This window comes from Enterobacter quasiroggenkampii (genome assembly GCF_043972695.1).
Taxonomy (GTDB): Bacteria; Pseudomonadota; Gammaproteobacteria; order Enterobacterales; family Enterobacteriaceae; genus Enterobacter; species Enterobacter quasiroggenkampii.
Genome location: NZ_CP143745.1, coordinates 1,724,611 through 1,744,115, shown reverse-complemented (window position 1 = coordinate 1,744,115; position 19,505 = coordinate 1,724,611). Strand labels below are relative to the sequence as shown.

General features: G+C 55.7%; 15 protein-coding genes and 1 tRNA gene. 5 read left to right on the top strand and 11 right to left on the bottom strand.

All coding sequences use genetic code 11. The features are described from left to right. Window positions 1–1,437, top strand: a complete 1,437-nt coding sequence (locus V1572_RS08285) for an MFS transporter (protein ID WP_395299857.1) — start codon at window positions 1–3, stop codon at window positions 1,435–1,437. 65 nt (window positions 1,438–1,502) lie between these two features. Beyond that, window positions 1,503–2,744: a mechanosensitive ion channel family protein gene (locus V1572_RS08280; RefSeq protein ID WP_048026895.1), complete on the top strand. Its 1,242-nt coding sequence runs from the start codon at window positions 1,503–1,505 to the stop codon at window positions 2,742–2,744. A gap of 149 nt (window positions 2,745–2,893) precedes the next feature. Here the strand turns inward: V1572_RS08280 and pheP are convergent, their stop codons facing one another. From pheP to V1572_RS08240, 8 genes are all read right to left on the bottom strand, one after another. Then, window positions 2,894–4,282, bottom strand: coding sequence for a phenylalanine transporter (gene pheP / locus V1572_RS08275; protein ID WP_277718462.1), 1,389 nt, complete (start codon window positions 4,280–4,282; stop codon window positions 2,894–2,896). 103 nt (window positions 4,283–4,385) lie between these two features. Beyond that, entirely contained in the window at window positions 4,386–6,569 is a 2,184-nt protein-coding gene (locus V1572_RS08270; protein WP_395299856.1) for a TonB-dependent receptor, read from the bottom strand. 185 nt (window positions 6,570–6,754) lie between these two features. Beyond that, a complete protein-coding gene (gene yahO, locus V1572_RS08265) occupies window positions 6,755–7,030 on the bottom strand; it encodes a DUF1471 family periplasmic protein YahO (protein ID WP_021241596.1) in 276 nt (91 codons plus the stop codon). A 149-nt stretch (window positions 7,031–7,179) separates the two neighbouring features. After that, complete coding sequence (locus V1572_RS08260) at window positions 7,180–8,211, bottom strand: ABC transporter ATP-binding protein (RefSeq protein ID WP_262802197.1); 1,032 nt, start codon at window positions 8,209–8,211, stop codon at window positions 7,180–7,182. A 1-nt stretch (window position 8,212) separates the two neighbouring features. Then, window positions 8,213–9,787 (bottom strand): iron ABC transporter permease, encoded by a 1,575-nt coding sequence (locus V1572_RS08255; RefSeq protein WP_164712099.1) that lies wholly within the window; start codon window positions 9,785–9,787, stop codon window positions 8,213–8,215. 24 nt (window positions 9,788–9,811) lie between these two features. Further along, window positions 9,812–10,828, bottom strand: coding sequence for an iron ABC transporter substrate-binding protein (locus V1572_RS08250; protein ID WP_126534555.1), 1,017 nt, complete (start codon window positions 10,826–10,828; stop codon window positions 9,812–9,814). A 358-nt stretch (window positions 10,829–11,186) separates the two neighbouring features. Next, entirely contained in the window at window positions 11,187–12,017 is an 831-nt protein-coding gene (locus tag V1572_RS08245) for a CPBP family intramembrane glutamic endopeptidase (protein WP_262790226.1), read from the bottom strand. Window positions 12,018–12,119: 102 nt separating this feature from the next. After that, window positions 12,120–12,196 (bottom strand) — tRNA-Arg (locus V1572_RS08240). 278 nt (window positions 12,197–12,474) lie between these two features. On the opposite strand from V1572_RS08240, the gene V1572_RS08235 reads away from it, so the two are divergent. The 3 genes from V1572_RS08235 (at window position 12,475) to fimZ (ending at window position 15,359) form a co-directional block, all read left to right on the top strand. After that, on the top strand, window positions 12,475–13,173 hold the full coding sequence (locus V1572_RS08235) for an EAL domain-containing protein (protein WP_262802196.1): 699 nt from the start codon (window positions 12,475–12,477) through the stop codon (window positions 13,171–13,173). Between the two features lie 24 nt (window positions 13,174–13,197). Continuing rightward, complete coding sequence (locus tag V1572_RS08230; protein WP_048225963.1) at window positions 13,198–13,926, top strand: response regulator transcription factor; 729 nt, start codon at window positions 13,198–13,200, stop codon at window positions 13,924–13,926. 800 nt (window positions 13,927–14,726) lie between these two features. Next, the gene (gene fimZ / locus V1572_RS08225) at window positions 14,727–15,359 is read left to right on the top strand and encodes a fimbria biosynthesis transcriptional regulator FimZ (protein WP_008499339.1); all 633 of its coding nucleotides are present in this window, start codon (window positions 14,727–14,729) and stop codon (window positions 15,357–15,359) included. Between the two features lie 51 nt (window positions 15,360–15,410). Here fimZ and sfmF read toward each other — a convergent pair whose 3' ends face one another. Genes sfmF through V1572_RS08210 form a run of 3 tightly spaced genes read right to left on the bottom strand, consistent with a single transcriptional unit; the run spans window position 15,411 to window position 19,503 of the window. Continuing rightward, window positions 15,411–15,932, bottom strand: coding sequence for a fimbria assembly protein (gene sfmF / locus V1572_RS08220; protein ID WP_045909722.1), 522 nt, complete (start codon window positions 15,930–15,932; stop codon window positions 15,411–15,413). A 9-nt stretch (window positions 15,933–15,941) separates the two neighbouring features. After that, window positions 15,942–16,949, bottom strand: coding sequence for a type 1 fimbria D-mannose specific adhesin FimH (gene fimH, locus V1572_RS08215; protein ID WP_395299855.1), 1,008 nt, complete (start codon window positions 16,947–16,949; stop codon window positions 15,942–15,944). Beyond that, on the bottom strand, window positions 16,942–19,503 hold the full coding sequence (locus V1572_RS08210) for a fimbrial biogenesis usher protein (protein ID WP_229225383.1): 2,562 nt from the start codon (window positions 19,501–19,503) through the stop codon (window positions 16,942–16,944). Before V1572_RS08210 ends, fimH begins: the two co-directional genes overlap by 8 nt. Window positions 19,504–19,505 lie beyond the last annotated feature (2 nt).

Sequence of the window (19,505 nt, the reverse complement as noted above, 5' to 3'; positions counted from 1 at the left end):
ATGAATACGTCAGTTGTTTCACCGGGTCGCGCTGGCCTGATATTGCTGTTAACCGGCCAGATGCTGCCGATGATTGATACCTCAATCACCAACGTGGCGCTGGACGCCATTACCCATTCACTGCACGCTACCGCTACCGAACTGGAGCTCATCGTCGCGCTCTACGGCGTGGCCTTTGCCGTCTGCCTCGCGCTCGGCAGCAAGCTGGGGGATAATTTTGGCCGTCGCCGTCTGTTCATGTGGGGTGTGGCGAGCTTTGGCCTGGCCTCGCTGCTCTGCGGCATAGCGGGGAACATTGAACAGCTGCTCGCCGCGCGCATCGTTCAGGGCGCAGGTGCCGCACTGATCATGCCGCAAATTCTTGCCACGCTGCACGTGACGCTCAAAGGTACGGCGCATGCAAAAGCCATCAGCCTGTTCGGCGGCATCGGCGGGATTGCGTTTATAGTCGGGCAGATGGGCGGCGGCTGGCTGGTATCGGCGGATATCGCCGGACTGGGCTGGCGTAACGCCTTCTTTATCAACGTGCCGATTTGTCTGGTGGTGCTGGCGCTGAGCCGCCGCTTCGTACCGGAAACCCGTCGCGAGACGCCGTCACGCATCGACTGGCCGGGTACCGTGTTGCTGGCCATCATGCTTTGCTGCCTGCTGTTCCCGATGGCGCTCGGCCCGCAGTGGCACTGGTCCTGGCCGCTGAAGACGATGCTGCTCGCCCTGGTCCCGCTGGCCTGTCTGATGGCGCTGAATGCGCGCAAAAAAGAGCGTGAGAATGCCCACCCGCTGATCCCGCCGCGCCTGCTTGCGCTTCGCAGCGTGCGCTTTGGCATTCTGATTGCGATGCTTTTTTTCAGCGTCTGGTCCGGGTTTATGTTCTGTATGGCCCTGACCATGCAAACCGGTCTGGGGATGGCGCCGTGGCAGTCCGGGAACAGTTTTATCGCCCTGGGCGTGACCTACTTTGTTTCGGCGTGGTTCGCACCTCGGCTGATTGCCCGCTACAGCACCAGCACCATCCTGCTGACGGGTCTGGCGATCCAGATTACCGGCCTGCTGGCGCTGATCGCCACGTTCCGCGTTTGGGGCATGGAGAATACCACCCTGACGCTGGCACCCGCGACTGGACTGGTGGGCTACGGGCAGGCGCTGATCGTGAACAGTTTCTACCGCATCGGGATGCGCGACATTCAGCCTGACGACGCGGGGGCCGCGAGCGCTATTTTAAGCACCCTGCAGCAGGCCGCGCTGGGTCTTGGCCCGGCTATTTTTGGCGCCATTTTGCTGCATGCGCTTCAAAACCATCACGGGGATTACACCCAGGCGGTTAACGTCTTCCTCATGGTGGAAACAGCCATGATGGTGGTGCTGGCTCTGGCGACGCTGCGCATCCGCCATCGCCTGTGCCTGCCGGTGGTAAAGGTCTGCCAGACCGCCAAATAAGTTCGTGAATTTGCATAATAGATCCGCAGCCGCCATTATGGGGCTGCAAAAATACAGGAGACGTTATGCAGGAATTGATTGCTCAGGTTGAAGAGTTAGGCATTGAAATTAATCACACCACCTCTTTAGTGATTATCTTTGGTATTATTTTTCTTACCGCCATCATCGTTCATTTTATTCTGCACAAAGGGGTACTTCGCGCATTCGAAAAACGCGCGCAGGCCAGCAGCCATTTATGGCTGCAGATCATCACCCAGAATAAATTATTTCACCGTCTGGCCTTTACCCTGCAGGGGATAATTGTCAACGTCCAGGCGGTACTGTGGCTGCAAAAGGGCAGCGAAGCAGCGGAAATACTCACCACCTGCGCGAAGCTGTGGGTGATGGTGTATGCCCTGCTCTCCTTCTTCTCGCTGCTGGACGTGATTTTCAATCTGTCGCAGAAAATGGCTACCGCGTCACAGCTGCCGCTGAAAGGGATCTTCCAGGGCATCAAGCTGGTGAGCGCCATCCTGGTGGGGATACTGATTATCTCCCTGCTGATTGGCCAGTCCCCGGCGATTCTGATCAGCGGTCTGGGTGCCATGGCCGCCGTCCTGATGCTGGTGTTTAAAGACCCGATACTCGGACTTGTGGCGGGTATTCAGCTTTCTGCCAACGACATGCTCAAGCTCGGCGACTGGCTGGAGATGCCGAAATACGGTGCCAACGGTACGGTGACGGACATCGGCCTGACCACCGTGAAAGTGCGCAATTTCGATAATACGATTACGACCATTCCGACGTGGGCGCTGGTCTCCGATGCCTTTATCAACTGGAGCGGCATGTCGGCCTCCGGTGGGCGACGCATTAAGCGCAGCCTGAACATTGATACCACCAGTATTCATTTCCTCGACGAGCAGGAACAGCAGAAGCTCATTCAGGCGAAACTGCTGAAGCCTTATCTGGCCGCACGTCATGAGGAAATTAACCTGTGGAATCAGCAGAATGGTGAAGGGGAATCGGTATTAAACCTGCGCAAGATGACCAATATCGGCACCTTCCGCGCCTACCTGAACGAATATCTGCGCAACCACCCGCGTATTCGTAAAGATATGACGCTGATGGTGCGCCAGCTAGCGCCTGATGCGAATGGTTTGCCGATTGAAATATATGCCTTCACCAATACCGTGGTCTGGGCAGAATATGAGGAGATTCAGGCCGACATCTTCGACCATATTTTCGCGGTGGTGGATGAATTTGGTCTGCGTATTCACCAGTCGCCGACGGGGAATGATATTCGCTCGTTGACCCCTCAGCATCGGTGAGGTGGGTTGCCGGGTGGCGGCTTCGCCTTACCCGGCCTACTTTGATTTTGTAGGCCCGGTAAGCGAAGCGCCACCGGGCATGAAGGCAAGTGTGGTCTGGTTTGGTGCGGTCTGGTGCCCTCTCCCACAGGGAGAGGGAGAAAACCGCGCTACTTTTTGCGCGAGAGCTTAAAAGCAATAAACAGGAACACCACCCACACCGGCAGCAGCATCGCCGAGAGGCGCATCTCATGCATGGTACACATCAGTACCAGAATCAGCCCCAGGAAAGCGATACATAGGTAGTTACCCGCCGGGTAAAGCAGCGCTTTGAACTGCGTTTCGCGCCCCTTGCGGCGCATCGCGGCGCGGAATCGCAGGTGCGCCAGGCAGATCATGATCCAGTTCAGCAGCAGCGTAGCGACTACCAGCGCCATCAGCAGGCCAAAGGCCTCTTTCGGCAGCAGGTAGTTGATCAGCACCACCAGTGACGTGATGGCACCTGACAGTAACAAGGAATTCACCGGCACGCCGCGACGGCTGACGCGGGTGAGGAACTTCGGCGCGTTGCCTTGTACGGAGAGGCCAAACAGCATGCGGCTGTTGGAGTAGACGCCGCTGTTATAGACCGACAGCGATGCAACCAGAATGACGAAGTTCAGCGCGGAGGCGACCACGTTGCTGTTCAGATCGTGGAAAATCATCACGAACGGGCTGCTGTCGGATTTCACTTCCACCCACGGATAGAGCGCCAGCAAGACCACCAGCGAGCCGATGTAGAACAGCAGGATACGGTACACCACCTGGTTAACCGCTTTTGGAATGCTTTTATGCGGGTCGCGCGCTTCGGCGGCGGTAATGCCAATCAGCTCGAGACCGCCGAAGGAGAACATGATCACCGCCAGGGAGAGGATCAGCCCTTTCCAGCCGGTGGCGAGGAAGCCGCCGTGCTGCCACAGGTTGTCGATCGTGGCGCGCTCGCCGCCGTGGCCTGAGAACAGCAGCCACAGGCCAAAGCCGATCATGCCGATAATCGCCAGCACCTTGATCAGCGCAAACCAGAACTCGGTTTCACCATACAGGCGGACGTTGACGAGGTTAACGGCGTTAATAATGATGAAGAAGGCCGCCGCCCAGATCCACGTCGGGACATCCGGCAGCCAGTACTGCATATAGATGCCTGCGGCGGTCAGCTCCGCCATCCCCACCAGCACGAACATCACCCAGTAGTTCCAGCCGGACAGGAAGCCGGCAAACGGGCCCCAGTATTTATAAGCAAAATGCGCGAAGGAGCCTGAAACTGGCTCTTCGACAACCATCTCGCCAAGCTGGCGCATGATCAGGAAGGCAATAATCCCGGCGATACCGTAACCCAGCAGCACCGCCGGGCCCGCCATCTGAATAGCGGGGCCGATGCCGAGAAAGAGCCCGGTACCGATTGCGCCGCCAAGGGCAATTAACTGAATATGTCGATTTTGCAAACCACGTTGCAGCGTCGGATTCTGATCCGACGAGGCTTCGGCGCTACCATGGCCTGAAGCGGATGACGCGTCTTTCACGTCCTACCCCTGTCTCTTTTTTAGAAGGGGCACGTTTTAACACTTCATGCTGGAGGTAGCAAGGGATTGGGGCATCCCTGCCCCGGATAACGAGATGGAACGCTTAGAATTCGTAGCCAACCGCGATCTTAAAGGTACGCGGTTCGCCCTGCGTGATGTAGGTACCGGAATCATCCACGCTGGCCCAGTAGTTTTCATTGGTCACGTTGTCGATGCCCGCACGCACCGTCATCTGGTTTGCATTGTGGTTCACCGCGAAGCGATAGCGCATCCCCAGATCCAGCGTGGTGTAGCTGTCCAGCTTTTTGGTGTTTGCCAGGTCAGCGTACTGCGCACCGGAGTGGTTGACGCGGGCGGTCGCCGTCAGGCCATCAATCGGCTTGATGTCATACTCTGCACCCAATACGGCGTAAAAGTTCGGAATACCGATCGCATCGTTACCCTGATTGACACCATTTTTGGTTTTGGTCAGCTCGGCCTGCAGCCAGGTGGCGCTGGCGTTGAGGCGCATCCCGAGCATGGGTTCGCCGAAAATGTTCAGCTCCACGCCACGGTTACGCTGTTCAGCATCCAGGCCGTAGTGATTGTTGCTGTCGAGGATCGCCGACGGCATCTTGATTTCAAACAGCGCAAGCGATCCGCCTACGCGGCCAAAGTCCGCCTTTACGCCCACTTCGTTCTGCTTAGAGTGAACGATACCGGTGCTCTGGCCGTAGTTGGTGGCGGTATTAGGCGCGGTTTTGCCCGGCTGCAGCGCTTCGGTATGGTTAGCATAGAGCGAGATTTCCTCCCACGGCTTGTAGACCACGCCGTAGGTTGGCATCCAGCGGCTGCCGTCGAAGCCGTCTGCCGCGTTTTCCGCACCGGTAATTTTGTTATACCCGCGAATGACCACTTTCTGGTGGCGTGCGCCAGCGGTGAACAGCAGTTTGTCGTCCAGCACGCCCAGGGTATCGCTCAACAGCCAGCCCTGGGTACGGGTGCGTCCGCTGGTCAGCGGGTCGCTGTACTTTCCGCCAGATCCGTTGAAGTTGCTGCTGTCCGGCATATCCACGCCGGTGTTGTGGTAGATGTTGGTCGTCGGGTTATCCTTCGTCGCCGACATTTCCCACGCGATTTTTTCGTTTTTGGTCATCGCCGAATAGCCAACGTTGACCTTGTGCGAGATAAAACCGGTATCAAAGTTACCGCGAATGCCCGCCATGCCGCTGACGGAATCGCTGATGCGGTTGGTATCAAGGCGGCTGACCGTTGCCTTACCGCTTTTATCCACCAGCTTCGGCGCGCTGTAGATCCCTTCCTCGTGCGCGTGCTGCGCGCCAAGCCCGGTATAGGCGGTCCAGCCGTCAGTGATGTCGTACTCGCTGCGCCACATCCCGAACTCGTTTTCGATGTTGCTGTAGGCCCACTTCTGCGAGAAGTTGCGATCGTTTTTCGGCGGCTCGGGCACGAAATCTACCGCCGAAATGTTGACGCTGGTTGGACTGCCGTGGAAGGTTTTTTTCTGATAGCCCAGATCCAGCGAGGTGCGGAAGCGGTCACCGTTGTAATCCAGGCCGGTAGAGAGCAGCGTGGTGCGGCGGCGATCGTTCGGTATGCCGGTTTCCCCTTCGCGGTGCACCAGGTTCACCCGCGCGCCAAACTGGTCGTTGTCGCCGTAGCGACGGCCCGCATCCAGCGTGGTGCCAATTTGAGAATCGGAAGTGTAGTCGACGCCCACTTTCGCCTGCGGGAGTTCGCCCGCGTGTTTTGGCTCAAGGTTGATCATCCCGCCCACGCCGGAGCTCGCCGCGCCGTTCATCAGGGCGTTTGCCCCTTTGAAGATCTCAATGCGCTCAACCATCTGCGTATCCACCACCTGCCGCGGCAGCACGCCGGACAGACCGCCAAAGGTCATGTCGTCACCGTCGAACTTCAGGCCACGAATACGGTAGGTTTCCGCGCTGTTGCCGAAACCCTGAACGAACTGCACGCCCGCGTCGTTGGCGACCACGTCAGCAATGGTTTTCGCCTGCTGATCTTCCACCAGCTTTGAGGTGTAGCTGATGATGTTGAACGGTACGTCCATGGCGTTCTGCTGGCCCAGCATCCCCATCCGTCCGCCGTTTGCCACCTGTCCGTCGAGGAAGGCCGGTACCAGCCGATCGCCACCGGGTTTGAACTCGCTGGCAGGCTTAGCCTGCACGACGAGGGTATCTTCTTTTTGATCGCCCGCCGCGAAGGCGGAATGTGTTACCGCGCCAACGGCGAGCGCCAGCAGCGTTTTGTGTATGTTGGTGTTGTTCATCGTTAACTCATTTGAAAGTGCGCGCAAAAATGACCCGTTGTCGGGCCTTAGAATGTATTGATAGCAATGCAAATGAGAACTATACGCATTATCCATGCGTTAGCAAGCGTAACTGCGAACAACAAGAAGAGATGGGGAGACAGGGGAGGAACAGCCACCCCGAACACGGGGTGGCTGCAGTGACGTTATTTTTTCTTGTAGATATTGGCCGTACCGTGAATTTTATTGTTGGTGTTCCCTGAGGTGAGCACCAGAACATCCGCGCCTTGCTTATCGGCTTTCTCAATCAGTTCTTTTTTTGCATCATCGACCGATACTTCATTTGAAGTGCTTACCGTACCGATTTTTTGATACTGAGACTCGACTTTCTTGAACTCATTTTTAGTCAGCAGTTGGGCAGCAAAAGCATTGGTCGTAAACAGTAACGCCGTTCCCAACAAAATAGCAGTCGTCTTTTTCATAACCTTTTTCCTTGAGATTAATCAGCAACTACGAAAAACCTCACGCATTATGGTGAGGTTTTATGAGCATGGTAGAGAATCTCAGGAAATGCCATTTTTTCGGGAAAATTCTTTTATAACAACCCATTGCATGAAATTATTAACGAATATTAAGAATAGACGAATACACGCGCGGCGCCAGCAATATCAATGCGTACCGCCGTGCCCGGGTTCCATCCTGGCTGGCTGACGGTCTTCAGGGTCACGGGCTCGTGCTGCCCGGCGAGCCCAAGGGTGAGCGTCGACAGGTGGCCGGTAAAATCCACATCAAGAATGGAGATTGGGCTTTCATGTGAGGCACATGCCGTCACGCTCAGCTGCTCCGGGCGCAGCATCACTCTGCCCTGCCCTGTCGCATGTGCGTTGTCCGTGGGCACCTCACCCAGGGCGCAGAGGGCGTAGCCCGCGGTGAGCTGCGCAGGCAGGATTAGCGCATCACCAAGAAACAGTGCCGTCTCTTCGTCAACGGGACGGGTATAAACCTCATAAGGCGTCCCGATCTGCGTGAAACGTCCGGAACGCATGACGGCTACCTGCGTGGCAAAAGACAACGCTTCGTTCTGGTCGTGGGTGACCAGAATCGAGGCCACGCCCGCTTCGGCCAGCAGATCGGCCGTTGCCTTACGCGTCATCGCGCGCAGGCCGGTATCCAGCGCCGAGAACGGCTCATCCAGCAGCATCAATGAAGGACGCTGGGCCAGCGCACGAGCAAGCGCCACGCGCTGCTGCTGTCCGCCGGAAATCTCGTGGGGCCAGTGCGTGGCGAGTTGCCTGTCCAGCGAGACCATCTCCATCAGCGCCTCAACGCGCTGGCGCTTCTCGTGGCGGGTCCCGTCCAGCCCCCAGGCAATGTTGTCTGCCACGTTGAGGTGCGGGAACAACGCGCCCTCCTGCGGCACAAAACCGATCCCGCGCTGGTGGGCTGGGACAAAACGGTTTTCATCAAACAGCGTTCTCCCCTGCATGACAATACGTCCGGTGTCGGGCGTCTCAAACCCGGCAAGAATACGCAGCAGCGTGGTTTTACCCGACCCCGACGGCCCGACAATGGCCGTTCTGCTCCCCGGCGCAACGCTCAGGTTTAAGCTGTCGAGCACCTGCACATCAGCAAACGATTTAGAAATGGCGGTTAATTCAAGCATGTCATAGCCCTGCAATTTTCTTCGACTGCATATAGAGAATGGCGGTCAGCGGGAGGGAAATCAGGATCATCAGCATCGCGTAAGGTGCCGCTGCCACATAATCAATCTCGCTGGTCAGCGCCCAGAATCCGGTGGAGAGCGTGCGCGTGCCCAGGGGAGAGAGTAACAGCGTGGCGGTCAACTCGTTGCTGACGCCGAGGAAAACCAGCGCGGCTCCCGCCGCCGCACCCGGCGCGGCCAGCCGCATCGTGACGCTCCAGAGCGCCTTCGCGGGCGTGCTGCCAAGGCTGCGGGCCACGTTTTCCAGCTCAACCGGTGCCTGCGCAATTCCCGCCCGCAGATTGATGAGCGCACGGGGCATAAACATCAGCAGATAGGCAAGGAACAGGGTTATTTCCGTCTGGTAAATGGGACGGGCGTAGTGAATGGTGACGGTGACCAGGGCCAGCGCCGTGACAATGCCAGGCAGCGAACTGGTGATATAGATGCACCCTTCCAGCATCCGGAAGATACGATGCGGATAGCGGATACCGAGCCACGCAATGGGGATCACGCACGTCGTCGTCAGCAGCGCGCCGCCCACGCCGAGCATCAGCGTCTGGCGCAGCGAGTGCCAGAGATCGGCGCTCATCCAGTTTTCCACACCGCCGAGCCAAATCCAGCGACACAGGACAACTAACGGCACGCCCAGCGCCAGCACGATCAGCACGATGAAAAACAGCTGCCCCAGCGCGGCAGCCGCAGGCTTCAGCGGCCAGCGTTTCTGTTCGCGCGCAGCACCGGCGCCAATGCGCGCGTAGCGTGCCTTTCCACGCGTCACGCCTTCCAGCACTAAGATAGCCAGGCAGCATAACGCCAGCACGCCCGCCAGCATGTTTGCCGCCGGGCCGCTGAAGGTAGACTGAAACTGGTCATAAATTGCCGTGGTGAAGGTATCAAAGCGGATCATCACGTACAGGCCATATTCCGCCAGCAGGTGCAGCGCCACCAGCAGCGCGCCGCCGCAGATAGCCAGCTTGAGCTGGGGCAGCACCACGCGGAAAAAGACTCGCCACGGCGGGGTGCCGAGCGACGCGGCCACATCTTCGAGCGTCGGGTCAAGGCGGCGCAGCACCGCCGCAACCGGCATGTAGATAAAGGGATAGTAGGCCAGAACGGAGAGAAACACGCCCGCGGAGAGCCCGTGCATGGACGGAACAACGCTCACCCAGGCATAGCTTTGCACAAACGCGGGGATCGCCAGCGGGGCGACCGCCAGTGCAGACCAAATTCCCCGTCCGGCAAGCTGCGTGCGCTCGGTGAGCCAGGCTATCGCCACACCCGTCACGATACACAGCGGAACCGCTAAAGCCGTCAGCCACAGCGTGTTGCTGAGCAGCTCAGCCACACGCGGGCGAAACACCAGCGCCTTTATCGTTTCCCAGCCCGTCTCAATGCCAATGGCAATGATAAAACCCAAAGGCAGAAGCGCCAGTAATGAAAACAAGACAGCTAACGCAACCATCGGCAGTGCAGGACGCCTGCAAGCAGGCTCGTGCACTCTGTTTTTTCCGATGTCGAGACTCAGACCAGACATAAGACGTTCACTTCACTCTCAGGATCACAGCAGACCGGCTTGCGTCATCAGCTCGATAACTTTCTTACTGTTGAGCGTTGAAGGTTCAACTTTCGGCGCATCAAGATCTTTCAGCGGAACCAGTTTCGGGTTAGAGGCCGCGTTCACACCCACGGCGTATTCAAAGGCGTTGTTGGTACGCAGACTTTCCTGACCTTCTTTGCCGGTAATGTATTTGATGAAGGCCTGCGCCTGCGCTTTGTGTTTGCTGGACGCCAGCACGCCACCGCCAGAAAGGCTTACGAACGCGCCCGGGTCCTGGTGTTTGAAGTAGTAGAGCTGGGTGTTTTTGCTGTTTTCACCGGTTTTGGACTGATCGACAAAGCGGTAGTAGTGATAAATCACCCCGCCATCAATCTGACCAGCATTGACCGCTTTCATCACCGTGCTGTTACCTTTATAGGCAACGAAGTTGGCTTTCATCGCCTTGAGCCATTCCAGGGTGGCTTTTTCGCCTTTCAGGGCCAGCATCGCGCTCACGATGGCCTGGAAATCTGCGCCTGAAGGAGATGCTGCCCAGCGGCCTTTCCACTCGGGTTTCGCCAGCTCCATCAGCGATTTAGGCAGCTGCTGTTCGCTCAGCTTCGCCGGGTTATAGACGAATACGGTGCTGCGGGCGGCAATGCCGATCCAGCGGCCGTGCGCCGGACGATACTCTGCCGGTACCTGCTTCAGAGTGTCGGCATCCAGCGGTGCAAACAGGTTGGCGTTATCCACCAGCACCATGGATGGCGAGTTTTCCGTCAGGAATACGTCTGCCGGCGATGCGCTGCCTTCCTGAACCAGCTGGTTACCCAGCTCGCTGTCATCACCATTACGCAAAGTCACTTTAATCCCGGTTTCTTTGGTAAAACCGTCAACCCACGACTTCACCAGGTTTTCATGCTGCGCGTTATAGACAACGATACCGTCGTTGTTATCGGCGGCAACCGATTGTGTGGAAAGGAAAAGAGATGAAGACAACAAGGCAAGCGAGAAGCAGGACAGCAGGCGAGAATTCATGAACATATCCTTAATAGACCAACGGGAGTAACCACTCATAGCTTTGTGGGACAGGATTAAAGCATACAACAACGCTAATGATAATTAGTATCAATCCAGTTTACGCGTAAAAGTGTAAAATTTCTTTTTAGCAGATTTTGTAATGATAAAAATCCAAATTTTAACGCGAGATAATTTCTAGATTAAGAAAACCTTAAGCCTGCCAACAACGAAATTCATTAGCCTTCTATTCATTATGGCGCGAAGGTAAATCTGTTATTCGCGCTCCCGGCAGATATAAAAAAGCCCCGATATTGCGGGGGCTTTTTATGGTTATCCGGAGATAGCTAAATTTATTAGGCTACTCATTTAAAAAGCATTACATCGCCGCATGAGGGGCATACACAGGATAGGTGAAGAACAATAAATGCACGCAATTCAGCCCAAAATGGAATAACGTTGCAACCCAGAGCCTGCCGCTCCACATCCACGCCAGGCCGTAAATAATGCCGGCGAGGCTGGCAAAAATAATCAGTAGTAAACCGCCGCTATAATGCATCAGCCCAAAGATGACTGAGGCAATCAACAACGCCACGACAGGGTGAACGATCCGGGACAAGCGCTGCTGCAGATAGCCTCTGAACAGGGCTTCCTCGGCCAAAGAGACGAAGAAAATATTCGCAAGGGCAAATTGCGCGAACCATTCTGGCGCATGTGGCTCAATTCTCAGCCCGCCCAACGCCACAGCCAGAAGTAACAGCGCGGGTACCGCAAGTACCAATATTCCCCAGCCGACCTTGCCAATTTTATAGAGGGGTTTTGCTACGAATAGCGTTGGCATGCACGTAATTAAAAAGAACGGCACCACCGCCTTGTCCATATTAAAGTACATACTGAACGGTATGCTTTGCGGACCAACGACGACAGCATCCAGCACTTTGGGATTATGGAATCCCGGGAGCACATGCATAACCAGGGCAACGGCGATGACCACGCACAGGCCTTCAATCAGATAAGTATATTTATCATCTTTATTACGTAGCCATTCAACAACAGACCAGCCAATAACGATTGATGCAATAACCAGCAGCGCCGGGGCGTCAAGAATGCTCTGTTTCCAGCCGAGAAATGCCGTTAATCCCAGCAGCAGGTAAGCCAGGCTTTTATTAAGGGAAAGTGCGGCAAGCGAAATCGCGAGGAGATACCACATAAATGTCCTTCATGACCGATAAATTTTAGGGTCGATGTCCCAAATATGTCCCAAAACGGAAATCAGGAGGGTGTGAGTGAGGCGTAACTCTATGAAATGAAATGGCACGCCCTGTAGGATTCGAACCTACGACCTACGGCTTAGAAGGCCGTTGCTCTATCCAACTGAGCTAAGGGCGCACTGAGAAGCGTGTACTTCGCGGCGGTGAAACGCGAAGAATTATACGGTCAATGGCAGGTGAGTCAATGCCTTTTCCGTTTTCAGGGGCAATTACCGCTAGCCGATTGTAAATACGGCTATTTTCTCAACATTTATCCCCGTTTTACCGTAAAATTTAGCGCTGCGAAAAGGCTTAGTTGCATTTAAGTAACGCCTGCTGTTTTCCTGTACGTCAGCTCGTCACACTAGAGTCAGGTATCCCGGCCGCCTGGAGGCTGACAGACAACAGGACAATGGAGTGACAGCGCAAAACCTGATCGATACGCCCCCCCGGTTACAGTACTTATCTCAGGACATCGTCGGCATTAAGCTTGAGCCCATCGTCGCCCTTACCTCCTTGCGCCAGGTTGGCGTCGAGGTCCTTAGCGTTCTGGCCGACACGCGGCACAGTGAGGACTTTTTTTGCGATCGGTCCGCTGAGTGGTCGATAACGCTGCTTGAAGCGCAGCTTGCCACGTTAAAAAATATGCCGCACGGTCATAACCTTTTTATTAATTTGCCGATAACCGTCCTGACAGAGCCTGCGTCCTTTCAGCGTCTTATCAGACTCCCCTGCGTGCCGCTCAATATTGAGTTTGTCGACCCTGCGGCTTTTTTGGCGCTGTCTGTCGCGCGCAAGCAGCTTGTGGTTCAGAATCTGCAGCAACTGAGCAGACAGGGGCACGCAATCTGGCTGGATGATATCGATGACGTCTTAGTGCAGCCGTTTTTATCCTGTCGACTCCCGTTAAGTGGCATCAAAATAGATAAGGAAGCATTCTGGCGTTTACGCGACACCCCTGCGCTGAGGCAACTGGTTTCCCTTTGCTTTCAGCTTGCCGGGAAAGTGCTTATCGAAGGTATTGAGACTGAACGCGATCGTACCTGGGCACTGCAGGCAGGCGCAGACTTCGGCCAGGGATATTACTGGCCGTCCTGGACATGGCCGGAGGATTAAAACGCCATTTCCAGGAGGGAGACCATGCGAATGACAGTGCGCCGTTACCGGCGGCGGCGTACAGGAAGTGATGCACTGGGATTTACGCGCTCACCTTTTGCCCCCCCCTTTTTCGACCGGCTCGAATTCTTGAGCCAGTCCATCAGCCAGCCCCGCAAAACAGACGCCCCGTTTATCCTTCTGGTGACGGAGGATCACTATCTGCGCACCGGTTTTCTCAACGGGCAGTTCCCGCTGAGCAGCTGCTGTGACTACGCCACGCTGGATGACGCCCTTGTCGCGCAGACGCAGTGGCCCTCTGCCCGTCTGGTCGTGGATATTGAAAGCCGGTCCACGGGGCTTCTGGAGAAACTGGATCAGTTGAGACGCCACAGCCTGTTTCCGCCTTTCCTTACGCCCTGGCTGTTAGTCCGGGCCGATAATTACGACACTCGCCTCTTCTGCAAAGCGGCGGGTCCTTTTCATGTGCTCGAACGCCAGCTGAACGCCGCAGCACTCCAGCACAGCCTGCTGGATACTCGCCCCCCACAGGGCTCCGACAAAGACTGGTTCTCCCGCAACGAATGGCCGATCCTGCAGGAACTTTCCCGGGGCAAGACGTTACGTCAGATTGCCCTTATGCAGAATCGTCCCTATAGCCGCATTATCTATCGTCTCAGCTGCATCCTGGTGAAACTGGGGCTGAGTCATCGGCAGGAATTACTTCACCTTCTTAATAACCTCTCAGACTGCACGTTTACACTCACGTCCTAACCCCTTATTTCCTAAAGCGCTTTAGGAATTTACTTACCATTTGTGTTTCAAAAATGTTAATTTTTAACAATAAAGTCGAAATTATAACTATTCCTAATTTATGGCCGCGAACCTTGCGAAATGCCACAAATTGAACGAACGGCAGCACTTTCCTCCATCCGTTAAGTGAATGCAGACAGCGTTAACAAGATGATAATGATGTAAAAACAAGCAGGTTAGCGGGAACGCTCAGGAGGAAAAAGCGAAGCGGATAGCATGTTCTCCTGTGCATGAGATGTGGGCCTTCGGGTCAACCTGCGCGCTTTCAGATGAAGGTCTGACGGCCTGCGAGGGCAATTGTTGTCCTCATCAGCGTGGGTTTGTCCCCCTGAATGATGCGTATTTTTGTTAACAATTGATCAACATAAAGAGATATGTGTTATTTTTTGTTATTACATAAAGATGAAAATATGCGGTAAATGAGATAACAGGATATTTCCGCTAAATTTAAAAAAATAGCGATTCAGATCCAGAAGATAATACAAACCCATAAGCGGATATTAATTTACAGGGTTTTCGGAAAAAACTTACCCTGTATAATAAGATGCGTACCAAATCTGAATAAGAAAAACCTTTTTGCCAACACCAGCCAAATGAGATGACCGCGCTGAGGCATAGTTCTTTTCATTACGTAAACAAGGATGCTTTCGCTCTTTCCAGGGAAATACTACGGTATAGGGATCTGCACATTATATCCTTCCGGCATTTCGAGAGTTTTACCAAACTCTGCATAACGCTTTTAACAATCTGAGGCATTAAAAATGAAACCGGCATCCGTTATCATTATGGACGAACATCCTATCGTCAGAATGTCGATAGAAGTCCTGCTACAGAAAAATAAGAATATCACAGTCAAGCTCAAGTCTGGCGATAGCCATGAAGTTCTTGACTGTATCCGTAATCACCCTATCGATCTGGTGATCCTTGACATTGAACTCACGGGCACGGATGCTTTCGCTTTACTTAAGAGAATCAGAAACTTAAACAAAGACATTAAGGTTCTGTTCCTCTCGTCTAAATCAGAGTTATTTTACGCGGGTCGCGCTATTCGCGCCGGGGCAAATGGCTTCGTCAGTAAACGTAAAGATTTGGGTGAGATCTACAACGCCGTAGAAATGATCCTGATGGGCTATTCCTTTTTCCCGTCGGAAACGCTGAACTTTATAAACCATTTGGGTTCAGGGAAAGGGATGGCTGTCGATATGCCATTATCGAATCGCGAGGTCACGGTATTACGGTATCTGGCGAATGGATTATCCAATAAGGAAATTGCTGAACAGCTACTATTAAGCAACAAAACCATTAGCGCGCATAAATCCAATATTTATTCCAAACTGGGTGTGCAAAGCATCGTGGAATTAATTGATTACGCCAAAGCGCACGAGCTGCTTTAACCTGAATTCACTCCCTGCAGCTTATCTGAGCTGCAGGGAGTGCGGTCAGTGCTAATTATAGTTAATCATAAAGGTGGCATCCGCATCGGCTCGTCCTGGCTGAGGGTTATCTGCTGTGGCAATATAATTGGCATAAAACGACAATGTTGCATTCCCCTGCGCATCAACCGAGACCGGCTGGCTGGCCTGCTGGAGAGCCAGACGCGTTTTATCCGCATCCCTGATCTCTACCGCGACACGGCTCGCTGTACTGGCGTCGTTCAGCGCCAGCAATCCGTTATTGCTCCCGTCGGCTTTGCCCGAAAACGTAATGGACGCCGCGCCCGGCGGACAGCCGGTCAGCTTCAACGTAAACGGCATGGGCTGCGTGCGGCTCCCGGTCGTGCTGAGCTGTTTCGTGGGCCAGGTGCCCAGCGTAACGGTCTTGTCGCTGTCGCTCCCCTCGGCGACGCAGGTAAAATCGACAATATTGCCGTAGAGCCGAATGTTAATTTCGCCCAGCGCGGTGTCCGCCTGAGCCTGTGTGCAAAGCGCAAAAAGCGCCACGGTGATAAAACGGATCCCGTTTCGCATACCGGCTCCTTAGTCGTAATCCACACGCAGATACCCGCGCGAGGTAAAACGCCCTTCCGCTGGCTTATTGCCCGTCACGCTCACCGGCCAGACCCGGATCCCAACCTGTGCCTGCGCGCTATCGTCGAGGCGGAACGGAATTTTGCTTGTCAGGTTGTTAGGCGTCAGCGGCGCCCCGATCTCGTTAGCGATGATAAACCCGACGTCCGGGTTATCCGACACCAGCACATTATCAGAGACTTTTTCCGCCTCAACGCGCATCGTCAGCATGGCGTTCGCCTCCACGTTGGTGCATTTGATCGCAATGGTTTTGCTTTGCGATGAGACCCCCTCCGGTTTGTTACCTACGCCCGCCTTGCTGAACAGGGAGGCGCCAATGTCACCGAAATCAAACTCCACCACGTTCCCGGCGTTGATGGCGCAGCTTTGCGGCACCTGGATGGTACCGCTGTAGCTAATGGTATAGACCGGCGTGGTGAGCGGATCGGAGGAGGTGGTGGTGACGTAAACGCGGAACATGGTGGCGCGCGGGATCACGACCATGTTAATAAAACGCCGGGTCACCTTAAGGCGGAAGACAAGGCTGGAGTCCTGAACGCCAAACGGTTTGTTTTTCGAGACGTTAGGGTGGCTCCCCATCTGGATATAGTTTTTAGGCGGATAAAACACGCCAGCATAGCTGTCCGTGATTTTCATGGCCCCGTCCAGATAGTCGTTAAGCTTCAGATACTGATAGCCATCGCTCGTTCCCGTTACCGGGTAGTCGGTCACATAGCTACGCTTGGTGGTATTCCCGACGGTGCCCTTCGGGCAGACGGCATTCACCCCTACCCACTGCGACTTCTCGCTGAGCGTCACGACCTGTCCAATCTGGTTATTCGAGCTATTGAATTTATCCGTCAGGTCGTAATGCACCTCCGTCGGCACGCCCTTTTCATTGACGCACACGGTAGCGAATGCGTTTGTCGCAGGCAGTAACGCCAGAAGCGACAAGGCAAAGATGTGGGTTTTATTCACAGCGAATCCCCTTCAGTGTGATTGCCTGTTGCAGGCTCTTTTCAGGCAAGCTGTAAGGCGCGCGACACTGGGACTGCGCCCCGTCGCCCCACTGGATCAGCAGTTCGCCTTCCAGCGGCAGCCCGCTCAGGTAAATTTGCCCGTCGTCCCCCACCATGCTGGTGACACCGCTCCGGGTCTCACGGACCACCGCACCGAACGGCACCGGCTGGTTACCGCGCATCACCGTCAGCAGGGCGCGCACGCCAATGCGGGTATCAAAGCTGGCGCGCACCAGCGCGCCTTTGGTCGGCACCACGCTGCTCACGTTGTTTTCGATGTCGGTGTTGTTGCTCATGGTGTTGGTATCCAGCGCCACGCGGTTATAGCGGTAGACGGTGGCATACGGCATCACCGCATAGCCTCGCCAGTCGGTTCTCACGCCGGTCTGGTTTTCGACGCTGACGCCGGATGCCCCCGGCGCTTTTATCAGCACGTTGGTGTCGCCCAGCGGCTGGCTGAAGGTCACGCCGTCGGCATGGCCGACGACCCCGCCGGAGAGCTGCCAGTTGAGATCGTGCTGATCGTCGCTGTAGTTGTAGCCCACGCCCAACGTGCCGTAGGTCGCCTGCCAGTTGGCGCTGGCGCTTCCGCTTGCGCCGTTGGTGCTGGTGTGTCCCTGGGTCACGCTGTAGTTCAGGTTGCGGTCCTCCAGCAGCGTGCCGCTGACGCCGGTTTGCCAGCTCGTGTCACCATCGCTGTTCCGGCTGGCAGATGCCGTGGCATAGGCGCGGTCAATCGCGCTGTCCCGGCGATAGCCCTGGCGAGTAAAGATACTGAACGGCACGGAGACGTTAAACGACGCGATCCGGTCGGTGCCGTCGATCCCGACGGATTTGTTCCACGACCACGAAACGGAGTAGTTGATCCCCTTCACGCCCCCCGCGTAGCCCAGCTGGTACCAGAGGTTCGACTCGTCGGTTCCCCAGTAGGTCTGCTCGCTGCCGGAGATATAGATCGAGCCGTAGTCCCCCAGAGACTGAGATACGTTGAGCTGGAAGCGGCCTTTTTTATTCCACGTCAGGTTGTGATAACTCTGCACGTCCGGCACGCCGTCATTATCCTGGCTGTCGGCATACTGATAGCCTTCCATTGAGCGCCAGGCCACATCGTCCAGGGTGTAAAATCCTTTTGTGGAGTAGCGGTAGCCCAGCAGCTGGAAGTTGGTGCCGAAACCGTTAAGGGATTTCGCATAGAGGAAGCGCAGGGACTGCCCTTCATGCTTGCTGTCGTCCGCGAGCTGGCTGCGGGCGTGGGTGATATCGAGCGAAACCGCGCCCCAGTCGCCCAGGTTTTTTCCGGCCCCGACGGCGACCGCGGTATAGCGTGAGGCCAGCTGTGTTCCGCCGTAGAGCGTAAAGCCGTTGGCAAGTCCGGTAATCAGGGTGCCCTGGGTGAAGAACGGCGTGTCCTGATCGCTGTTACCGCTGCGGTAATCCCCCGCGACGAGGTCATACTTCCAGCGCCCTTCACGCTGCAGAAGCGGCACGGTGGAGTACGGCACGGTATAGCGCTGCTGGCTGCCGTCTTTCTCTTCCACCGTCACTTCCAGGTCACCGCTTGAAGAGGTGGGGTTGAGATCGGTAATCGCAAAGGCGCCCGGCTGCACATAGCTTTGATAGATCACGTAGCCATTCTGACGGACCACCACTTTGGCGGGCGTACGTGCGATCCCGCGCACGGTGGGCGCGTAGCCCTGCAGGCTGTCCGGATACATGCTGTCAGACGAGAAGAGCCGTCCGCCGCGGAACCCCATGCTGTCGAAGACGTCATTGCCGGTATTGCTGTCGCCCAGGACCAGTTCGCTTTTCAGCGGGATCACGGTGCGCTGCGCCCAGGTGCCAATATTCTGCCACTCGCTGTGTCGCTGCCCGTTGGTCTGCGTGTATCGCCATGCGCCGTTGTTACGCAAGCGCCAGGCGCCATAGTTCAGCCCGCTCTGCAGGTTGAGATAATAGCTGTCGTCTTCGCTGCCCCGGTTGCCGGAGAAGCTGTAGTTCAGCAGCGCGGCGGGAATGCCCTCATCCCACTGTTCAGGCGGAATGTAGCCCCGGGCGCTGTTCTGTAATGCCACCTGCGGCAGGCTGACGTTCAAACGCTGTGAGGCAAAGTTAAATACCGTTTCGCTGCCGGGAATGGCCGTGGTCAACGGGACGCAGGTCTCGCCCTGGACCTGAGCCAGCTCGGGAAACGCCGCGACGTTGACGCCAAAGCGGTCGAGCATCGCCCGCGTAATACACGGCGATAACCCGCCCGCCACCGGCGGCGTGTTCTCAGCCTGCTCAAAACGCACGTCCTGAGTTCCGATAAATTCATCGTTACGCCAGATATCCACGCGATAAACGCCGGGCGCCTGCTGGTGTCCTTGTTCAAAACGCGACAAATCCGCCACGCTGGCGGTGTCGTCGGACAAAAAGGCCGGGTTGAAATAGCTTTCGCTCCAGCCAGCCTGTGGCCAGAGCGCAGCCATCAGCGCCAGCGCAACCGGGCAGTAACGTCTCTGGTGGTTTTTCATCG